Here is a 16,695-nt window from a genome sequence, read left to right as displayed (position 1 = left end):
CATGAACGGTGTCATCGCCGGAATCTCCTACCGGGCGTTGCTCGGTCGCCGCCGGATCTGGCTCCTCGCGCTGCTCCCGGTGGTCCTGCTCGGCCTGGCCGTGCTGCTGCGCGCCGTGGGCGCGGACGGCGAGCGGGCCACGGTCCAGCTTCTGCAGAACTTCGCCATCGGCGTCATGCTGCCGCTGCTGGGCCTGATCGCCGGGACCGGCGTGATCGCCCCCGAGATCGACGACGGAACGATCATTCACCTGCTGGCCAAGCCGATCTCCCGCCCGGTGATCGCGCAGACCAAGTTCCTCGTCGCCGCCTCGGTCGTCGCCGCCTTCGCCACCGTGCCGACCTTCCTCGCGGCCTACCTGCTGGTCGGCCTGGAGTCCGGCGTCGCCGCCGGCTTCGCGCTGGGCGCGCTCATCGGCGGCGTGGCGTACGCGGCGGTGTTCATGCTCCTGGGCGTGGTCACCCGGCACGCGGTCACCGTCGGCATCGCCTACGCGGTGATCTGGGAGGGGCTGGTCGGCAACCTGGTCCCCGGCGCGCGCCGGTTCTCCATCCAGCAGTGGGCCCAGACGGTCGCCGACCAGATCTCGTCCTCGGCCTTCCTGACGACCGGGATCGGGCTCGGCTTCGCCGCCACCGCGCTGGCGGTCGTGACCGTCGGCGGCGTCGTCTGGGCCGGGCAGCGCCTGCGGAGCTTCTCCCTCACCGGCGACGAGTGATCTCCCGCGGCCACCCGGGAGGAGCGGGAGCGCCTCTGGCCGGATCCCGGCCGATGGCCTACCGTTCAAGCGGTGAAGGGCCCTTACCAGGTCTACTTCGAACGCGCCCGGGTGCCGATCGTCGCCGTTGACGGGCTGGGCCGGATCAGGGAGAGCAATCCGGCCTTCCACGCGGCACTCGGCCGGAGCGCCGCCGAACTGCGCGGCCGCCCGGCCGAGGGGTTGCTCGCCCCCGGCGAGCGGGAGGCGCAGTGGCCTTACTGGCGCCTGCTCGCGACCGGGAGGCTGGACGCCTACCGCACGTGGATACGGCTGGTCCGCGGGGACGGGTCCGTCATCGTCGCCCGGGTGAGCGCCTCGGTCGAGCCCCGCCGCAACGGGCTGCCCTGGCGGGCGGTGGCCGTGCTGGACGAGGTCGCCCCCGAGGCCCCGGCGCTGGGCCGGCTGCAGAGCGAGGTGCTGCGTCTGGTGGCGGCCGGAGCGTCCAACCAGGAGATCGCCCGGCGGCTCTACATCACCCGCCAGGCCGTGGACTACCACCTGGCGCGCCTGCGCGCCAAGTTCGGCGCCGACAGCCGATCGGCCCTGGTGGGCCGGGCTTTCGTGCTCGGGGTGTTCGTCCACGGCATGTGGCCTCCGACGCTCTGCCCGGTCCGGCCCGACGACCGGGCCGGACCGGGCGGGTCCTACTCGACGCCGAGGAACTGAACGGCCGGGTCCGTCTGGGCGGCGGCGCCCCAGACCGCGTCGTACTGACCGGTGTCGTCGGCCAGGTAGTAGAGCAGCCAGGACGTGGTCACCCGCTGGGTGATCGACTGCTGTACGGCGCGGCTGATCGATCCGCTGTCACAGCCGAAGCCGCCGGAGTCGGTGAACCCGCAGTGGAAGCCCCCGGTGATCGTGCGCAGTTGCTTGGACGGGAGCTTGGCACCGTAGATGGGGATCTGGTGCCCGGACGGCCCGGCCACCGTGTCCTGGGACCCCGCGACGAGCTGCATCGGCACCCGCGTGGTGGCCGCGGCGGCCTTGGCCGACGGGTTGGTCTCGGCGGCGGCCAGGTTGGTGACCGCCCGCACGCTCGGATTGCGCGCGGCGGCGAGCACGCTGGCCCCGCCGCCCATGGAATGGCCGGACAGGGCGAGCCGGTCGGTGCGGACGTGGGCGTTGAAGCGGGAGCCGCCCGCGGTGTCCTGCTGGACCATCCAGGTGAGGGCCGCGTTGAGGTCGTCGGCGAAGGCGCCGTGGCTGGGGAAGAGGCCTCCCTGGGAGGCCGGCATGATCGTGATCATGCCCCAGGAGGCCCAGTGCCTGCCGAGCGAGGCGTACTTGCCGATGTTCTGGAAGAAGCCGTGGCCGAACGACACGACGGGGAACCGCCCGGCGGCGACGGCCCTGTTGCTCCCCTCCGACATGGCGGGATAGTAGACGCGGGCGGAGAACGACCGGCCGGACGCCGACACGCTCACGTCGGAGTACCCCACGGCGTGGGAGCCGGGGGCGGCGAGGTCCGCGGCGGTACGGGCGGGGGCGGCGTAGGCCGGGGCTGCGGTGAGCAGGAGCAGGGCCGCGAGCGTGACGCACAACCTGGGTAACCATGCGCGCATGACACTTCACCAGACTTTCGTGCGGGGGGATGTCACGCCGATTTTGGAAATGCCGGTTCCCTCACGGCAACAGACCCGTGCGCAAGATTAGGCGAATGCCAAAAAGCGGACCCGCACCGGGAAAACCGGAAAGCCCCGGTCCGGGTCCTCTCGGAACCGGAACCGGGGCCGACGGGTCAGACGCAGGCCGTACGGACGACGTCCGCCAGGCGGTCGGCCAGCCGCTGGGCCTGCTCCGCCGAGGCGGCCTCGACCATGACGCGGATCATCGGCTCGGTGCCGCTCGGCCGGATCAGCACCCGGCCGGTCTCGCCGAGCTCGCGCTCGGCCGCGGCGACGGCCTCGCCCAGCTCGGGCACCGATGCCTTCGCCCGGTCCACGCCCTTGACGTTGACCAGGACCTGCGGGAGCCGCGTCATCACCGAGGCCAGCTCCGCCAGCGGCCTGCCCTCGCGGACCACGGCCGACAGCAGGTGCAGCGAGGTGAGCAGGCCGTCCCCGGTGGTGGAGTGGTCGAGCATCAGGACGTGCCCGGACTGCTCGCCTCCGAGGTTGTAGCCGCTCTCCCGCATCGCCTCCAGGACGTAGCGGTCGCCGACGGCGGTCTCGATCACGTCGATCCCGGCGTTCCGCAGCGCCAGCTTGAAGCCCAGGTTGGACATGACCGTGGCGACCACGGTGTTCCCGGCGAGCTTCCCCTCGGCGTGCATGTCCATGGCCAGCACGGCCATGATCTGGTCGCCGTCGATCACCTCGCCGGTGTGCGCGACCGCCAGGCAGCGGTCGGCGTCCCCGTCGTAGGCGATCCCGACGTCCGCGCCGCGGGAGATCACGACCTGCTGGAGCTTGTCCAGGTGAGTGGAGCCGACCCCGGCGTTGATGTTCAGGCCGTCGGGGCGGGCCCCGATGGTCTCCACCTTCGCCCCGGCCCGCATCAGCGCCTCGGGCGCCACGATGTGGGCGGCGCCGTGCGCGCAGTCGACGACGACGTTGAGGCCGTCGAGCCGGCCGGACACGGTGGACAGCACGTGGGAGACGTAGCGGTCTGCCTCGCCGTACGCGTCGCGCACACGGCCGACCGCGCCGCCGACCGGCCGGTCCCACTTCTCGCCGAGCCGCTGCTCGATCTCGTTCTCCACCGCGTCGGGCAGCTTGTAGCCGTCCCGGTCGAGGAACTTGATCCCGTTGTCCGGTGCGGGGTTGTGGGAGGCGGAGAGCATCACGCCCATGTCGGCTCCGAGAGCCGTGGTCAGGTAGGCAACCGCCGGGGTGGGCAGCACGCCGAGCCGGAGAACGTCCATGCCGGACGACGCCAGGCCGGCGACCACCGCGGCCTCCAGGAACTCTCCTGAAGCCCGGGGGTCCCGGCCTACGACTGCGATCGGGCGGTTCGGCGAGGAGCCGGACCGCCCGATGCCGGCAGTGAACGCCCCGGCATCGCCGAGGACATGAGCCGCGGCCACGGACAGGTCCATGGCGAGCTCGGCCGTGAGGTCGCGACCAGCGACCCCACGTACCCCGTCGGTGCCGAAGAGGCGCCCCAACTTAACGCTTGCTGTACTGCGGGGCCTTACGGGCCTTCTTGAGGCCGTACTTCTTGCGCTCGGTGGCGCGGGCGTCACGGGTCAGGAAGCCGGCCTTCTTCAGCGGCGGGCGGTTGACCTCGACGTCCAGGACGGCCAGCGCGCGGGACAGGCCCATGCGCAGGGCACCGGCCTGGCCGGTGACGCCGCCGCCGTCGATGCGGGCGATGACGTCGAACTGGTCCTCGGCGCCGAGCGTCACGAAGGGCTCGTTGACGATCTGCTGGTGGACCTTGTTCGGGAAGTAGACGTCCAGCGGGCGGCCGTTGATCGTCCACTTGCCGGTGCCCGGCACGATGCGGACACGGGCGACGGCCTCCTTGCGGCGGCCGGTGCCGTACGAGTTGCCCAGGGTGATGGGCTTGCGGACGGCGGTCTCACCGCCGGCAGCGGACTCGCTGGTGTACTCGGAGGGGAACTCCTCCGCGTTGTATTCGTCCAGCTCGCCCTCGACGGGCGTCTCGACACCGGTGGGCTCAGCCACGGTTCTCCTCAAACTTTCCTACTCGGCGTCGGCCATCGGCCAACGCTGCTGGCGACAGCAGCTTGTGCGACTACTGGGCGATCTGGGTGATCTCGAAGGGCACCGGCTGCTGCGCCTGGTGCGGGTGCTCGGAACCGGAGTAGACCTTGAGCTTCTTGATCATCTTCCGGCCGAGGGCGTTCTTCGGCAGCATGCCCTTCACGGCCTTCTCGACGGCGCGGTCGGGACGCTTGTCCATGAGCTCGGCGTAGGTCACGGAGCGCAGACCGCCGGGGTAACCCGAGTGGCGGTAAGCCTTCTTCTGCTCGAGCTTGTTGCCGGTCAGCGCGATCTTGTCGGCGTTGATGACGATGACGAAGTCACCGGTGTCGACGTGGTTGGCGAAGATCGGCTTGTGCTTACCGCGAAGCAGCGTCGCGACGTGGCTGGCCAGCCGGCCGAGCACGATGTCGGTGGCGTCGATGACATACCACTGACGCTCGACTTCAGCAGGCTTGGGTGTGTACGTGCGCACGGTCGTATGCCTTCTTTGTTCGCGTCTTCGAGGCTGCCGGGAGCGGCAGCGACTGGGTCGGTAGGTGCGGGCACACGACAGCCCGGACCTCCCGTCTCCCAAGTCGAAGGAGATGACGCCGGACGCGCCGCGTATCGGTCTTGCGATGGAAGACCGATTCGCACACAACGAAGTAGCAGGATACAGGCTGCAAAGAGGGAGGGTCAAAAGACGCGGCCCTCACCTGTGCCCCGCGCCAGCTTACCGGTGGGCGGAGAGTGTCCGGTGAACGGGATGCGCGAACCGATGCGGGAGCCGGTGTGGGAGCCGATGCGGGAGCCGATGTGCGGGCTCAGGTATCCGGCACTCCATCGAACGGTTACATCTCGTTCTCCGCATTCCCTTCTTCAACTATCTCAACATCTCTATCTTTGATAGCGGTATGTGGCAGTCCCGTTACCTCCGGCTTACCCAGCGTGCCCGATTGCGCCGTATGGGGGCGTTAGCCTGCCTGATGACGGTACTGGTGGTCGGCTTCGTCCTCGGCAGGGGAAGCCGCGGCGAGGAGCTCCCCGACCGGGTCTACCTGAACGACGCCCCGGCGACGCCCTCGCCCTCCAGAGAGGTGCGGGCGGGCCGGGCCGTCGGCCAGCGGGCGCCGCTGGGCCGGGTCGCCCGGCGGACCCCGGCCCCCGAGACGCCGCAGGACCGGCTCACCCCGCGCGCCCCCAACAGCCCCCGGAACGCGATCGAGGGCTCCCCCGGGGACGAGGACTCCCGCTACGTCATCCGCGGCCAGCAGGGACCGGCCGGCGCACCCGCGCTGAGCCTGATGGAGAGAGAGGTCGTCCGGCTCACCAACGCCGCCCGCGAGCAGGCCGGATGCGCCCCGTTCAAGATCGACGTGCGGCTGGTCCGGTCAGCCCGGGTCCACTCGGCCGAGATGGCGTCGAGCGGTCTGTTCTCGCACGACTCCCCGGACGGCTCCTCTCCCTGGGACCGGATGGAGGGCGCCGGATACTTCGACGGCGGCGCCGAGAACATCGGCAGGGGCTCCACATCCGCGGAGGAGGCGGTGCGGAGCTGGATGGCCAGCAGCGGACACCGGCGCAACATCCTCAATTGCGCCCTGACCGCCACGGGCGTCGGGGTCGTGGACGGCAGCGGCGGGCCCTGGTGGACACAGGATTTCGGATATTCATGAGCGGATCCACCTCGATACGGAGCTAGTCTCAGCGCATGGGTTTTCCTGGGGATTCGCCGCGCCGCCCGCCGTACGGCCGGCCTGACGTGCCGCAGCCACCGTCCGCCCGGGGCGACGGGCAGGGCGAGAACTGGTTCGCCCCGCCGGCCCACGGCCAGGGCCCGCAGCCTTCGCCGCCCGGCCAGGGCCGGCAGACGCCGTCCCGCGACCAGGTCCCACCGTCGCCGTCCCACGGCCAGGTCCCACCGTCGCCGTCCCGCGACTCCGGCACGGAGCCGGCTCACGGCCCGGACACGGAGCCGAAGGCCGGATCCCGATCCGCCGGGCGGTCGCGGCGGGAGACGTGGAGCCCCTACGAGGAGGGCATGCGCTCCTTCCTTCCCACCTTCGTCGCGATCGGGGTGCTCGTGGTGCTGGTCGCCGCGGGCGTCGGCCTGGCCCTGTTCGTCGGCTCCGGGGACGCCTCCCCCGCCACGGCGGGCTCCCCGCCCCCCGCGGCGACGGCTCCCGTGCCCCCCGTGAAACCCGGCGGCGAGTTCGGATTCGCGGAGTCCCGGACCACCGACCCGCACGCCCTGACCGTCGGGGAGCTGTTCGGGAGCAGGAAGGTGCGGGCCGACGGCAAGACCTACCAGCTGACCACGCGCAGGGCCGACAAGAAGTGCAAGAACGCCGTGGTGGGCTCGGGGCTGCAGAAGACGCTCACCGCGGGCAAGTGCACCCAGCTCGTTCGCGCCAGCTTCCGGGACGCCTCCGGAAAGATCATCGGCACCGTGGGGGTGGCCAACCTGAAGACCTCCTCCGCGGCTGCCAAGGTCGTCAAGGCCGTCAGCGGGAAGAAGCTCGAGGAATACCTCAAGGTGCTGCCCGGCAAGGACTCTGCCACCAAGTTCCTCGGCAAGGGGGAGGCGTTCGCCGGCGGATGGCGGCACGGACACTACGCCGTTCTCGTCTGGTTCCAGTTCAAGGACGGCCACCTGCCGACCAAGAACGAGGCCAAGAAGCTCAACGCGGCCGCGTTCGGGGTCGCCGACGCCACCGTCACGCCCGCTCTGGAGTCCCGTTCGCTGACCGGTAAGCGCCCCTGACGAAATTTTTTCATGTATTTTTCGCCGGAAAACCGGCGGGCGATACGGCCAGGAACACCCATACCCGCGTGGCGATCTTCAGCGGTCGCTAGGCTTTCGGGTATGCGTGGCCAGGAATCCGGGTCCGAGTCCGAGCACGAAACCGACGGTTCGGCCGCACCGGCGACGCCGCCGCCGAGCTTCGGCCGACCTTCGCCGCACGTGCCACAGACCGACCCCGCGACCGACGAGCAGACCCACCTCCCTCCGGCGTGGCCGGAGCCGAGACCTCCACTGGCGGACCAGCCGTGGACGCTCCCCGGTGACGACGGGACGCCCTACGACTGGCTGGCCGCCCCCGAGCCCGGCGTCCTCGCTACGGGTTCGGACGTCCTCGAACCGCCCGGCGTCCTCCCCGCCGCGGGCTCGGACGTCCTCGAACCGCCCGGATCCGACGCTCCGACGCCCTTCGGCGGTCTCCCGCCGTCACCCGCTCCCGACATCCCGCCGCCAAGCGGCTCCCCGTCCGGCCCCGGCGTCCCGTCCTCCGGCGGATTCCCCGCCTCGACCGGCGCCGAGGCCACGCCGGAGGGCTCCCTGTCCCCCGCCCCCGGCGTCCCGCCCGCACCGGACGGATGGTCGTGGACGAGCCCCGTACCGGACGGCGGCCTCGCGGCGCCCGTCCCGTCGGACGACCCGCTGCCCGACTCCCCGGAGACGCCTTCGTGGCAGCCTCCCCCGGCCTTCACCGCCGCGGCCGCGGGCATGCACGTGTGGCCCTCACCCGCCTCGGGTGCCCCCGGCACGCCCCCGTGGCCCGCGGCCACGGGCGAACCGGTCGGGGAGACCGCCTGGCCGGACCTCGACGAGGGTCCCCGCCCCGGTGAGCCCGGCGACGTGCCCGTCTGGCCTCCGGACCTGCTCGCGGACGAGCCGGACGGCGACCAGGACACCGTCAGAGTCCGCGTCCCCTCGCCCGCCGCGCCGGATCACCGGGAGCCCTCCCCGGCGACGCCTCTCGGGTCCGATCCCGCCCCGTGGGCCGCCGAGTCCTCATCGGAGGCCGGACCGGCTCCGCAGCCGCCGGATGCGGCGCCGCAGACCGGCGACCCGGTGCGCGCCGAGCCGCCCGCTCCCGATACGGCCGTGCCGGGTGCGCCGTCCGACTCCGGCATGGCGACGCCCGGTGTCCCGCCGCTTCCCGGTACGGCGGCTCCCACGCCTCCTGCCGAGTCGCCGGTTCCCGGTACGGCGACGCCCGATGCGCCGTTCGGCTCCGGTCCGGCGGCTCCCGCACCTCCTGCCGAACCGCCGTCGGCGTTCCCCTTGGAGTCCGCCCCCTCCGTGCCCTCATCGGTGGCGGAGCCCGGCCTGCCCGCGCCGTCCCCCGACCGGGTGATGGCCGACCACCCGACCCCGCCGGGCGGCATCCCGGTGGTCTCCCCCTCAGCCCTGATCCCTCCCGCCGCGCCGGGCAACCCGCCATCCGTTCCGTTCCCGCCGGCCTCCCCCGGAGGGCACCAGCCCTTGCCGGTCCCCCCAGCCGTCGTCGACCGTCCGCCGGTCTCCTTCCCCTCCGCCTCCCCCGGCGGCCCACCGCCGGCCTCCGGGGCGGGGACCCCGGGCGGGGAGCGCGGGCCGTTCCAGCCGGCCTCGGCGCTCGGGCCCGAACCCGCCGCGCCGCCCTCCCGTCCGCCCGCGCCGCCTGCCCGGAGCCGGGGCCGGGGCCGGACCGTGCTGATCGCCGCGGCCGTGGCGATCGTGGTGGGCGGCATCGGCGCCGGGGCCTTCCTCGCCTACCCGTCGTTCGACGCCGGACCGGCGGCCGAGCAGACCACCACGGGCCCGGCCGCCGGCGGTGAGCCCGAGGTGAGCCCGTCGGACGAACCCGGCACCCCCGCTCCGGCCAACACCGCGCTGCTCGACTCCGAGCTGACCGACCCGGGCAGGATGACGGTGGCCGACGCCTTCAGCAAGAAGGTGACCATCGGCGGGACCCGGTTCACCCGGGTCAAGACCCACATCACCCAAGACTGCGACAAGGCGGCGGCGGGCGCGTTCGCCGCCGCGCTGCGCACCGGAGACTGCCGCCGCGTGCTGCGGGCCACCTACGTCGACAGCAAGAAGCGGTACGCCGTCACCACCGGCGTGGCCGTGCTGCCCACCCGCGAGTCGGCCGTCACGGCCGACCAGGCCAAGAACCTCGAGAAGAACCTGTGGTTCCGCGGTCTGCCGGGCACTCCGGGCACCGGGGCCGAGCGGGTGCACATCGCCGGCGGCTACGCGGCGGGACTGGTGTGGGGCCGCTACATCGTGTTCAGCTACGCGACCTTCGTCGACGGGCACACTCCGACCGCCAAGGAGAAGGGCCTCGGCAAGGTGAGCGGCGCGTTCCGCGACCAGACCGCCAAGGCCGTCGAGCGCCGCGTCACCCGCTGACGTCGTCTCCCTCGACGCCGCTGCCCTGGTTGACGTCGCCTTCCCCGACGTCACCGCCGCCGAGCGTGCGCACCCGGCGGGTCTCCGCGGCCCGCCGGGCAAGCTCCGCCGCCTCGGGATAGCGCACCTCCTCCAGGCAGAGCCCGTGCGCCGGTGCGACGTGCACCCCGGAGTCCCGTACGGCTCTGGCCAGCACCTGTCCCGGCCACTCCACCGGCAGGCGGCCCTCGCCCACGGCGAGCAGCGAGCCCACCAGCGCCCGCACCATCGAGTGGCAGAACGCGTCGGCGACCACGGTCGCGACGAGCAGGCCGTCCTCGCGAAGCCAGTCGAGCCGCTGCAACTCGCGGATGGTCGTCGCGCCCTCGCGCTTCTTGCAGAAGGCCGCGAAATCGTGCTCGCCGAGCAGACGGGTCGCGGCCGCGTTGAGCCTGTCGAGGTCGAGCGGGCGGGCGTACCAGACCACCTCTCGGCGGCGGAGCGGGTCCACGCCCCCCGGGGCGTCACAGACCCGGTAGGCGTATCGCCGGGACGTCGCCGAGAATCTCGCGTCAAAGCCCTCAGGAGCTACCGTAACGCGATAAATCCTGACATCTGAGTCGAGGATGCCCGCCAGCCTCCTGCGGAGGACAGAGAGCCGCTCAGCGACGTCGTCCAGCGGCCCCGCCTCCGGTGCGGAGGCCTCCTGCGGTGGCACCGCCGGGCGGGCGCCCCTCCTGCGGTGGCTCTCCAGCACCGCCAGCGCCTCGGGCTCCACGTCCACGTGGGCCACCTGCCCCCGCGCGTGCACCCCGGCGTCGGTGCGTCCGGCCACGGTCAGGGAGGGCGGCTCGGGAAGCCGCAGGACCTTCCCGAGCCCTTCCTCGATCTCGCCCTGCACCGTCCGCCTGCCGGGCTGCCTGGCCCAGCCGGAGAAGTCGGTGCCGTCGTAGGCGAGATCCAGGCGCAGCCGTACCACGATGTTCCTCCCGGAGAACGGGAACGGGCCCGGTGCCCCCGAAGGGGTGCCGGACCCGTTCACCTGGCCTGAGAGATCAGGCGTTGTCCTTCTTGTCCTCGGTCTCCTCCGCGGGAGCCTCGGTGGCCTCGGCGCTCTCCTCGGCCGGAGCCTCGGTGACCTCCTCGGTCGCCTCGTCGGCGACCTCGGCCGCGGCGGGGGTCGCAGCGGGGGTCGGAGCCTCGGCGGCCGGAGCCTGGGCGACGCGGACCTGGTTCAGCGGCTCGGACACCAGCTCGATGACGGCCATGGGGGCGGCGTCGCCCTTGCGGACGCCGACCTTGGTGATCCGGGTGTAGCCACCGGGGCGCTCGGCGAAGGTCGGAGCGATCTCGGTGAAGAGGTGGTGGACGACGCTCTTGTCACGGACGACCGTCAGCACCAGGCGACGGTTGTGCATGTCGCCCTTCTTCGCCTTGGTGATCAGCTTCTCCGCCAGCGGGCGCAGGCGCTTGGCCTTCGCCTCGGTGGTCTTGATCCGGCCGTGCTGGAAAAGCTGGGTGGCGAGGTTCGACAGGATCAGCTTCTCGTGGGCCGGGCTGCCGCCGAGACGGGCACCCTTGGTGGGCCTGGGCATTTCGTTCTCCTTGAGAGTTAACCCGCCCCGGCCGTATCAGGTACCGGGGTCAGGCCGGGGACCTTCCGGTCCCCGTGGGCACATCAGTACTGCTCGGTCTCGACGTACGCGCTGTCGTCGTCGTCGTAGCTGCCGGCCACCGCGGTCGGGTCGAACCCGGGCGGGGAGTCCTTGAGCGCGAGCGTCATCTCGTGCAGCTTCTGCTTGACCTCTTCGATGGACTTCGCACCGAAGTTGCGGATGTCCAGCAGGTCCTGCTCGCTGCGGGCGACGAGCTCACCCACGGTGTGGATGCCCTCGCGCTTGAGGCAGTTGTAGGAGCGGACGGTGAGGTTCAGCTCCTCGATCGGCAGCGCCAGGTCGGCGGCGAGAGCCGCGTCCGTCGGCGACGGGCCGATGTCGATGCCCTCGGCCTCGACGTTCAGCTCGCGGGCGAGACCGAACAGCTCGACCAGGGTCTTGCCGGCGGAGGCCACCGCGTCGCGGGGCTTCATCGACGGCTTGGTCTCGACGTCCAGGATCAGACGGTCGAAGTCGGTGCGCTGCTCGACACGGGTCGCCTCGACCTTGTAGGTGACCTTGAGCACCGGGGAGTAGATGGAGTCGATCGGGATCCGGCCGATCTCCTGGCCCGGCTGCTTGTTCTGCGCGGCGGAGACGTAACCGCGACCGCGCTCGACGGTCAGCTCCATCTCCAGTTTCGCCTTGCCGTTCAGCGTGGCGATGCGCAGCTCGGGGTTGTGCACCTCGACACCGGCCGGGGGCGCGATGTCGGCGGCGGTGACGTCACCGGGACCCTGCTTGCGCAGGTACATGACCACGGGCTCGTCGTGCTCGGAGGAGACGACCAGGTCCTTGAGGTTCAGGATGATGTCGGTGACATCCTCCTTGACACCCGGCACGGTCGAGAACTCGTGCAGCACGCCCTCGATGCGGATGCTGGTCACCGCCGCGCCCGGGATGGACGACAGCAGCGTGCGCCGCAGCGAGTTGCCGATGGTGTAACCGAAGCCCGGCTCCAGCGGCTCGATGATGAACCGGGAGCGGATGTCCCCGAGGTTCTCCTCGAGGAGGGTCGGGCGCTGAGCGATCAGCATGTGGGTTCTCCCCTTGACGTGCGGCGCCCGCTATTTGACGCCGCTCGATAACAACAGCATAGGTGCCGTACGGCTGAGCCGTACGGCACCCGCGAGAGCCGCTACTTGGAGTAGAGCTCGACGATCAGCTGCTCCTGGACCTGCGTGTCGATCTGCTGACGGACCGGCAGCTGGTGGACCAGGATGCGCATGGAGTCCGGAGCGACGCCCAGCCAGGCCGGGAACGTCTTGTCACCGGCGGTCGCGCGCGCCACCTCGTAGGGCAGCAGGTTGCGCGAACGCTCGCGGACCTCGACGATGTCGTGCTCGCGGACGCGGTACGACGGGATGTCGACCTTCTTGCCGTTCACCAGGATGTGGCCGTGACGGACCTGCTGGCGAGCGGCGTCGCGGGACTCGGCGAAACCGGCGCGGTAGACCACGTTGTCGAGACGGCTCTCCAGGATCTGGAGGAGGTTCTCGCCGGTCTTGCCGCCCTTGCGGTTGGCTTCCTCGTAGTAGTTGCGGAACTGCTTCTCGAGGACGCCGTAGATGCGGCGGGTCTTCTGCTTCTCACGAAGCTGGAGCTGGTACTCAGACTCCTTCGGACGGCCGCGGCCGTGCTCACCCGGCGGGTAAGGACGGATCTCGATGGGGCACTTCGCGGACTCGCACTTCTTGCCCTTGAGGAAAAGCTTGACCTTCTCCCGGCGGCAGAGCTTGCAGTCCGCACCCGTGTAACGAGCCATTTCTCTCTATCTCCTGGAGCTCAGACGCGGCGGCGCTTGGGCGGGCGGCAGCCGTTGTGCGGCACGGGGGTGACGTCCTGGATGGAGCCAACCTCGAGGCCGGTCGCCTGCAGCGAACGGATCGCGGTCTCACGGCCGGAGCCGGGTCCCTTGACGAAGACGTCGACCTTGCGCATGCCGTGCTCCATGGCACGGCGGGCGGCGTTCTCGGCGGCCATCTGCGCGGCGAACGGGGTGGACTTACGGGAGCCCTTGAACCCGACGTGGCCGGCGCTGGCCCAGGAGATCACGTTCCCGTTCGGGTCGGTGATCGAAACGATCGTGTTGTTGAACGTGCTCTTGATGTGGGCGTGCCCGTGAGCGACGTTCTTCTTTTCCTTGCGGCGCACCTTCTTCGGGGCACCCTGGCGGCTCTTAGGAGGCATTGTTTGCCTTCACTCCTGAGGTCTTCGGTCCTGCGGCTGCGCGGACTACTACTTCTTGCCGGGCTTCTTCTTGCCGGCCACGGTCTTCTTCTTGCCCTTGCGGGTGCGCGCGTTGGTCTGCGTACGCTGACCGTGCACGGGAAGGCCACGGCGGTGCCGGATGCCCTGGTAGCACTGAATCTCGATCTTGCGACGGATGTCGGCCTGGACCTCGCGGCGGAGGTCACCCTCGATCTTGAAGTTGGCCTCGATGTAGTCACGCAGCGGCACGAGCTCTTCGTCCGTGAGCTGGTGAACCCGGAGGTCGCCGCTGATGCCGGTGGCCTTCAGGGTCTCGAGCGCGCGAGTGCGACCGATTCCGAAAATGTAGGTGAGAGCGATCTCCAGCCGCTTGTCGCGGGGGAGGTCGACGCCAACCAGGCGAGCCATGGTCGGGCATTCTCCTTCTTTGTGGCGGAGGTCCTACGCTTCACTGCCCCTCCCCAATGCCCGGGGTGAGGGCCCCGGCCTCCGACCGGGGGTCTTCTGCGGGGTACGGCCTCCAGGGCCGCCTACGCAGATGTGAAACGCGATTACCGTTCAACCGGTCGGGTCCCGCCGCCTCCGCGCTGGTCGCGGACCGGCTTCGCCTCCCGGTGGCCTCACATGGAACGAGCCCGCCTCATGGAGCGGACTCTTGCAAGACCTTCTCTGTGACTAGCCCTGGCGCTGCTTGTGGCGCAGGTTGTCGCAGATCACCATGACGCGACCGTGCCGGCGGATCACCTTGCACTTGTCGCAGATCTTCTTGACGCTCGGCTTGACCTTCATAGTCCTTATTCGTCCCTCAGACGCTTACTTGTATCGGTAGACGATCCGCCCACGACTGAGGTCGTAGGGGCTCAGTTCCACAACGACCCGGTCGTCGGGAAGAATGCGGATGTAGTGCATGCGCATCCGCCCGCTGATGTGGGCCAGGACCTTATGGCCGTTGTCGAGCTGCACCCGGAACATCGCGTTCGGGAGCGACTCAACCACAGTGCCCTCGATCTCGATGGCGCCGTCTTTCTTGGCCATGTCCCTCGCGTTTCACTGATCGGTCGTCTGAGGCTTCGGAACACTAAGCAGCCGCGACCACGCGCTTCGATGAGAGCGGCGGTAGCGACACCGCCGACGCGCAATGGTCATAGTGAACCGAAAAAGGAGTGTACGGCACCGGGCGATGAAATGCGAAACAGACGGCCGGTGCCTCGACACAACCGGTACCCAGGATACCCCTTCCGCGGGCCTGACGTGCGAAGAGCCCGCCGGTGACACGGTCACCGGCGGGCTCAGCGAAGTCGGCTTCCCCCTGGGTCACTCTCCCGGCCCAGGTTTCCCCCCTGGCCGGGTCGGTCGACTCAGAAAGCGTCGCCCCAGCTGCCGCAGTCGTCGAAGCGGTTGTCGCCCTCGCAGACGCGGATCTTGAAGTCGTCGAAGCCGTTGCTGCCCTTGAAGCCGCCGAACTTGTCGAAGTGCTTGCCACCGAAGGTCTTGTAGTACTTGACGTGGTGGCCGAACCGGTCGTGCCACTTGAACCAGACGTAGCTGTACTCGCGGTCGCGGTCACGGTCGAACAGGTCGCCGAAGAACCAGTAGCGGCCGTCGTCCTTGTACCAGTAGCCCTTGAAGTAGGAGCGCTTGCCGAAGCTCTCGCCGCCGCCGAACTTCGAGTAGTAAGGACCGAAGAAGTGCTTCTTCGGACCCTGAACCTGCTCGGCGGAGGTGGCGGTGCCGGCGGTCGCGGCCTGGGCCGGAGCGGCGGCCAGGCCGGCGGCGAGGGAGCCGGCGAGGGCGGTGCCGACGAGGATGGTACGGAACTTGCTCATTTCTTTCTTCCTCCTGTGAGGGGTCCTGCTGTTCGGACACCGCTTACATTAGGAAGATTCGATCCGCCCTTCTGCGGAGGAATGCACACTCAGTGCCGAGCGTGCACTATTACGACTTGCCGTCCTTGCTCAGCTTCATGATGACGGTGCCGACCAGCAGAATCGCCCCCCATGGGCCCATCACCCACAGAGGCCACGGATAGGGGAAGTCGAAGCCGTCCGTCGCACCGATGATGAACCAGATCATCCAGTTGACGGAGCCGGCCACCGCCCAGGGAGCCCACATCCCGGCCAGTTCCCTGTTCCTCTTCTCGACACGCCGCTCGGGGCGCCGCTCCGCGGTCGCGGGCAGCTTGCGCAGGTCGACGCCGGGCAGGTCGGAGGTGAGAGTGGCGAGCTCGCCGTACGTCTTGCTGGCGTACAGCTGCTCGAGCCGCTCGTCGAACTCCTCGACCGTGAGACGGCCCTGCGCGTAGTGCTCCCTGAGCGCCGAGGCGACCTTGTCCCTGTCGTCGTCCGACGCCCGCATCTTCGGGTCAGCCGCCATCGTCACCCACATCCGCTCACCGGGGCGGACCGCTCACGCCTGGCCCGCGCTCTCTCCCAACAGATCGGCAAGCCGCTCTTTCCCCCCGTCAAGGGCGGTCAGTACCCAAGGTCCATTATGTGTCACGGCGACGCTGTGCTCGAAGTGCGCGGAGGCCTTGCCGTCGGTCGTGACGACCGTCCAGTCGTCGGCCAGCACCTTGGTGCGGTCGGTGCCCAGGTTGACCATCGGCTCGATCGCCAGGCACATGCCCGCCTCGAACTTCGGCCCCTTGCCGGGCCTGCCGTGGTTGGCCACCCACGGGTCCATGTGCATCTCGGTGCCGATCCCGTGCCCGCCGTACTCCTTGGGGATGCCGTAGCGGCCCTGGGAGCGGACGTACCGCTCGACCTCGTACCCGATGTCGGACAGGTGGCGGCCCACGGTCAGCGCGGCGATCCCGCGCCACATGGCCTCCTCGGTGACCCGCATCAGCTCGGTGAGCCTGGGGTCGACCTCGCCGACCGGGACGGTGATCGCGGAGTCGCCGTGCCAGCCGTCCAGGATCGCGCCGCAGTCGATGGAGATGATGTCGCCCTCCTGCAGCGCCCGCCGGCTGCCCGGGATACCGTGGACGACCTCGTCGTTGACGGAGGCGCAGATCGTCGCGGGGAAACCCTGGTAGCCCTTGAAGGAGGGGATCGCCCCCTCGCCCCGGATGGCCTCCTCCGCGATCGCGTCGAGGTCCAGCGGGGTCAGGCCGGGGCGCACGCTCTCCCGGAGCAGTTGCAGCGTCCGGCCGACCACCAGGCCCGCGGCGCGCATCTTCTCCAGCTGCTCGGGCGTCTTGACCTGGATCCCGTGCTTGTTCTTCTTGAACACGTGTACACCCCCGGGGTGATTAAA

General features: G+C 70.2%; 20 protein-coding genes. 5 read left to right on the top strand and 15 right to left on the bottom strand.

The genetic code is table 11. From position 1 onward, the window contains the following. The first annotated feature begins 1 nt into the window (after window position 1). The gene (locus HS041_RS08335; protein WP_196439893.1) at window positions 2-718 is read left to right on the top strand and encodes an ABC transporter permease; all 717 of its coding nucleotides are present in this window, start codon (window positions 2-4) and stop codon (window positions 716-718) included. A gap of 72 nt (window positions 719-790) precedes the next feature. After that, the gene (locus HS041_RS39955) at window positions 791-1,426 is read left to right on the top strand and encodes a LuxR C-terminal-related transcriptional regulator (protein WP_196439892.1); all 636 of its coding nucleotides are present in this window, start codon (window positions 791-793) and stop codon (window positions 1,424-1,426) included. Here HS041_RS39955 and HS041_RS08325 read toward each other — a convergent pair. The 4 genes from HS041_RS08325 to rplM all read right to left on the bottom strand — a co-directional run bounded on the left by HS041_RS08325 (window position 1,405) and on the right by rplM (window position 4,903). Continuing rightward, entirely contained in the window at window positions 1,405-2,322 is a 918-nt protein-coding gene (locus HS041_RS08325; RefSeq protein ID WP_196439891.1) for an alpha/beta hydrolase family protein, read from the bottom strand. The genes HS041_RS39955 and HS041_RS08325 overlap by 22 nt on opposite strands. A gap of 176 nt (window positions 2,323-2,498) precedes the next feature. Next, window positions 2,499-3,866: a phosphoglucosamine mutase gene (gene glmM / locus HS041_RS08320; RefSeq protein ID WP_196439890.1), complete on the bottom strand. Its 1,368-nt coding sequence runs from the start codon at window positions 3,864-3,866 to the stop codon at window positions 2,499-2,501. A gap of 1 nt (window position 3,867) precedes the next feature. Continuing rightward, window positions 3,868-4,389, bottom strand: coding sequence for a 30S ribosomal protein S9 (gene rpsI / locus HS041_RS08315; RefSeq protein ID WP_196439889.1), 522 nt, complete (start codon window positions 4,387-4,389; stop codon window positions 3,868-3,870). 70 nt (window positions 4,390-4,459) lie between these two features. Further along, entirely contained in the window at window positions 4,460-4,903 is a 444-nt protein-coding gene (gene rplM / locus HS041_RS08310) for a 50S ribosomal protein L13 (RefSeq protein WP_196439888.1), read from the bottom strand. Window positions 4,904-5,396: 493 nt separating this feature from the next. Between rplM and HS041_RS08305 the strand changes: the two genes are divergently transcribed. From HS041_RS08305 to HS041_RS08295, 3 genes are all read left to right on the top strand, one after another. Further along, on the top strand, window positions 5,397-6,086 hold the full coding sequence (locus HS041_RS08305; protein ID WP_196439887.1) for a CAP domain-containing protein: 690 nt from the start codon (window positions 5,397-5,399) through the stop codon (window positions 6,084-6,086). 35 nt (window positions 6,087-6,121) lie between these two features. Continuing rightward, complete coding sequence (locus HS041_RS08300) at window positions 6,122-7,174, top strand: hypothetical protein (RefSeq protein ID WP_196439886.1); 1,053 nt, start codon at window positions 6,122-6,124, stop codon at window positions 7,172-7,174. Between the two features lie 201 nt (window positions 7,175-7,375). Further along, window positions 7,376-9,592 carry a hypothetical protein gene (locus tag HS041_RS08295; protein ID WP_196439885.1) on the top strand — a complete coding sequence of 739 codons (2,217 nt, stop codon included), beginning with the start codon at window positions 7,376-7,378 and terminating at the stop codon, window positions 9,590-9,592. Here HS041_RS08295 and truA read toward each other — a convergent pair. From truA to map, 11 genes are all read right to left on the bottom strand, one after another. Further along, window positions 9,582-10,550 carry a tRNA pseudouridine(38-40) synthase TruA gene (gene truA, locus HS041_RS08290; protein WP_196439884.1) on the bottom strand — a complete coding sequence of 323 codons (969 nt, stop codon included), beginning with the start codon at window positions 10,548-10,550 and terminating at the stop codon, window positions 9,582-9,584. The genes HS041_RS08295 and truA overlap by 11 nt on opposite strands. A 76-nt stretch (window positions 10,551-10,626) precedes the next feature. Then, entirely contained in the window at window positions 10,627-11,166 is a 540-nt protein-coding gene (rplQ, locus tag HS041_RS08285; protein WP_196439883.1) for a 50S ribosomal protein L17, read from the bottom strand. An 83-nt stretch (window positions 11,167-11,249) separates the two neighbouring features. Further along, window positions 11,250-12,263, bottom strand: coding sequence for a DNA-directed RNA polymerase subunit alpha (locus HS041_RS08280; protein ID WP_184942318.1), 1,014 nt, complete (start codon window positions 12,261-12,263; stop codon window positions 11,250-11,252). Window positions 12,264-12,364: 101 nt separating this feature from the next. Beyond that, window positions 12,365-12,991 (bottom strand): 30S ribosomal protein S4, encoded by a 627-nt coding sequence (rpsD, locus tag HS041_RS08275; protein WP_196439882.1) that lies wholly within the window; start codon window positions 12,989-12,991, stop codon window positions 12,365-12,367. Between the two features lie 20 nt (window positions 12,992-13,011). Continuing rightward, window positions 13,012-13,416 carry a 30S ribosomal protein S11 gene (rpsK, locus tag HS041_RS08270; protein WP_020542285.1) on the bottom strand — a complete coding sequence of 135 codons (405 nt, stop codon included), beginning with the start codon at window positions 13,414-13,416 and terminating at the stop codon, window positions 13,012-13,014. Between the two features lie 48 nt (window positions 13,417-13,464). Beyond that, window positions 13,465-13,845: a 30S ribosomal protein S13 gene (gene rpsM / locus HS041_RS08265; protein WP_184942315.1), complete on the bottom strand. Its 381-nt coding sequence runs from the start codon at window positions 13,843-13,845 to the stop codon at window positions 13,465-13,467. A 267-nt stretch (window positions 13,846-14,112) separates the two neighbouring features. Continuing rightward, window positions 14,113-14,226, bottom strand: a complete 114-nt coding sequence (gene rpmJ, locus HS041_RS08260) for a 50S ribosomal protein L36 (protein ID WP_003956441.1) — start codon at window positions 14,224-14,226, stop codon at window positions 14,113-14,115. Window positions 14,227-14,250: 24 nt separating this feature from the next. Beyond that, complete coding sequence (infA, locus tag HS041_RS08255; RefSeq protein WP_012887858.1) at window positions 14,251-14,472, bottom strand: translation initiation factor IF-1; 222 nt, start codon at window positions 14,470-14,472, stop codon at window positions 14,251-14,253. A gap of 323 nt (window positions 14,473-14,795) precedes the next feature. Then, complete coding sequence (locus HS041_RS08250; RefSeq protein WP_196439881.1) at window positions 14,796-15,263, bottom strand: hypothetical protein; 468 nt, start codon at window positions 15,261-15,263, stop codon at window positions 14,796-14,798. A gap of 109 nt (window positions 15,264-15,372) precedes the next feature. Next, window positions 15,373-15,810 carry a DUF1707 SHOCT-like domain-containing protein gene (locus HS041_RS08245; RefSeq protein WP_196439880.1) on the bottom strand — a complete coding sequence of 146 codons (438 nt, stop codon included), beginning with the start codon at window positions 15,808-15,810 and terminating at the stop codon, window positions 15,373-15,375. Window positions 15,811-15,843: 33 nt separating this feature from the next. Next, window positions 15,844-16,671 (bottom strand): type I methionyl aminopeptidase, encoded by an 828-nt coding sequence (gene map / locus HS041_RS08240; protein WP_196439879.1) that lies wholly within the window; start codon window positions 16,669-16,671, stop codon window positions 15,844-15,846. Window positions 16,672-16,695: the final 24 nt, after the last annotated feature.

The organism is Planomonospora sp. ID67723 (genome assembly GCF_015711605.1).
Taxonomy (GTDB): domain Bacteria; phylum Actinomycetota; class Actinomycetes; order Streptosporangiales; family Streptosporangiaceae; genus Planomonospora_A.
The sequence above is the reverse complement of the archived record's forward strand: the minus strand, read 5'-3'. Positions and strand labels throughout refer to the sequence as shown.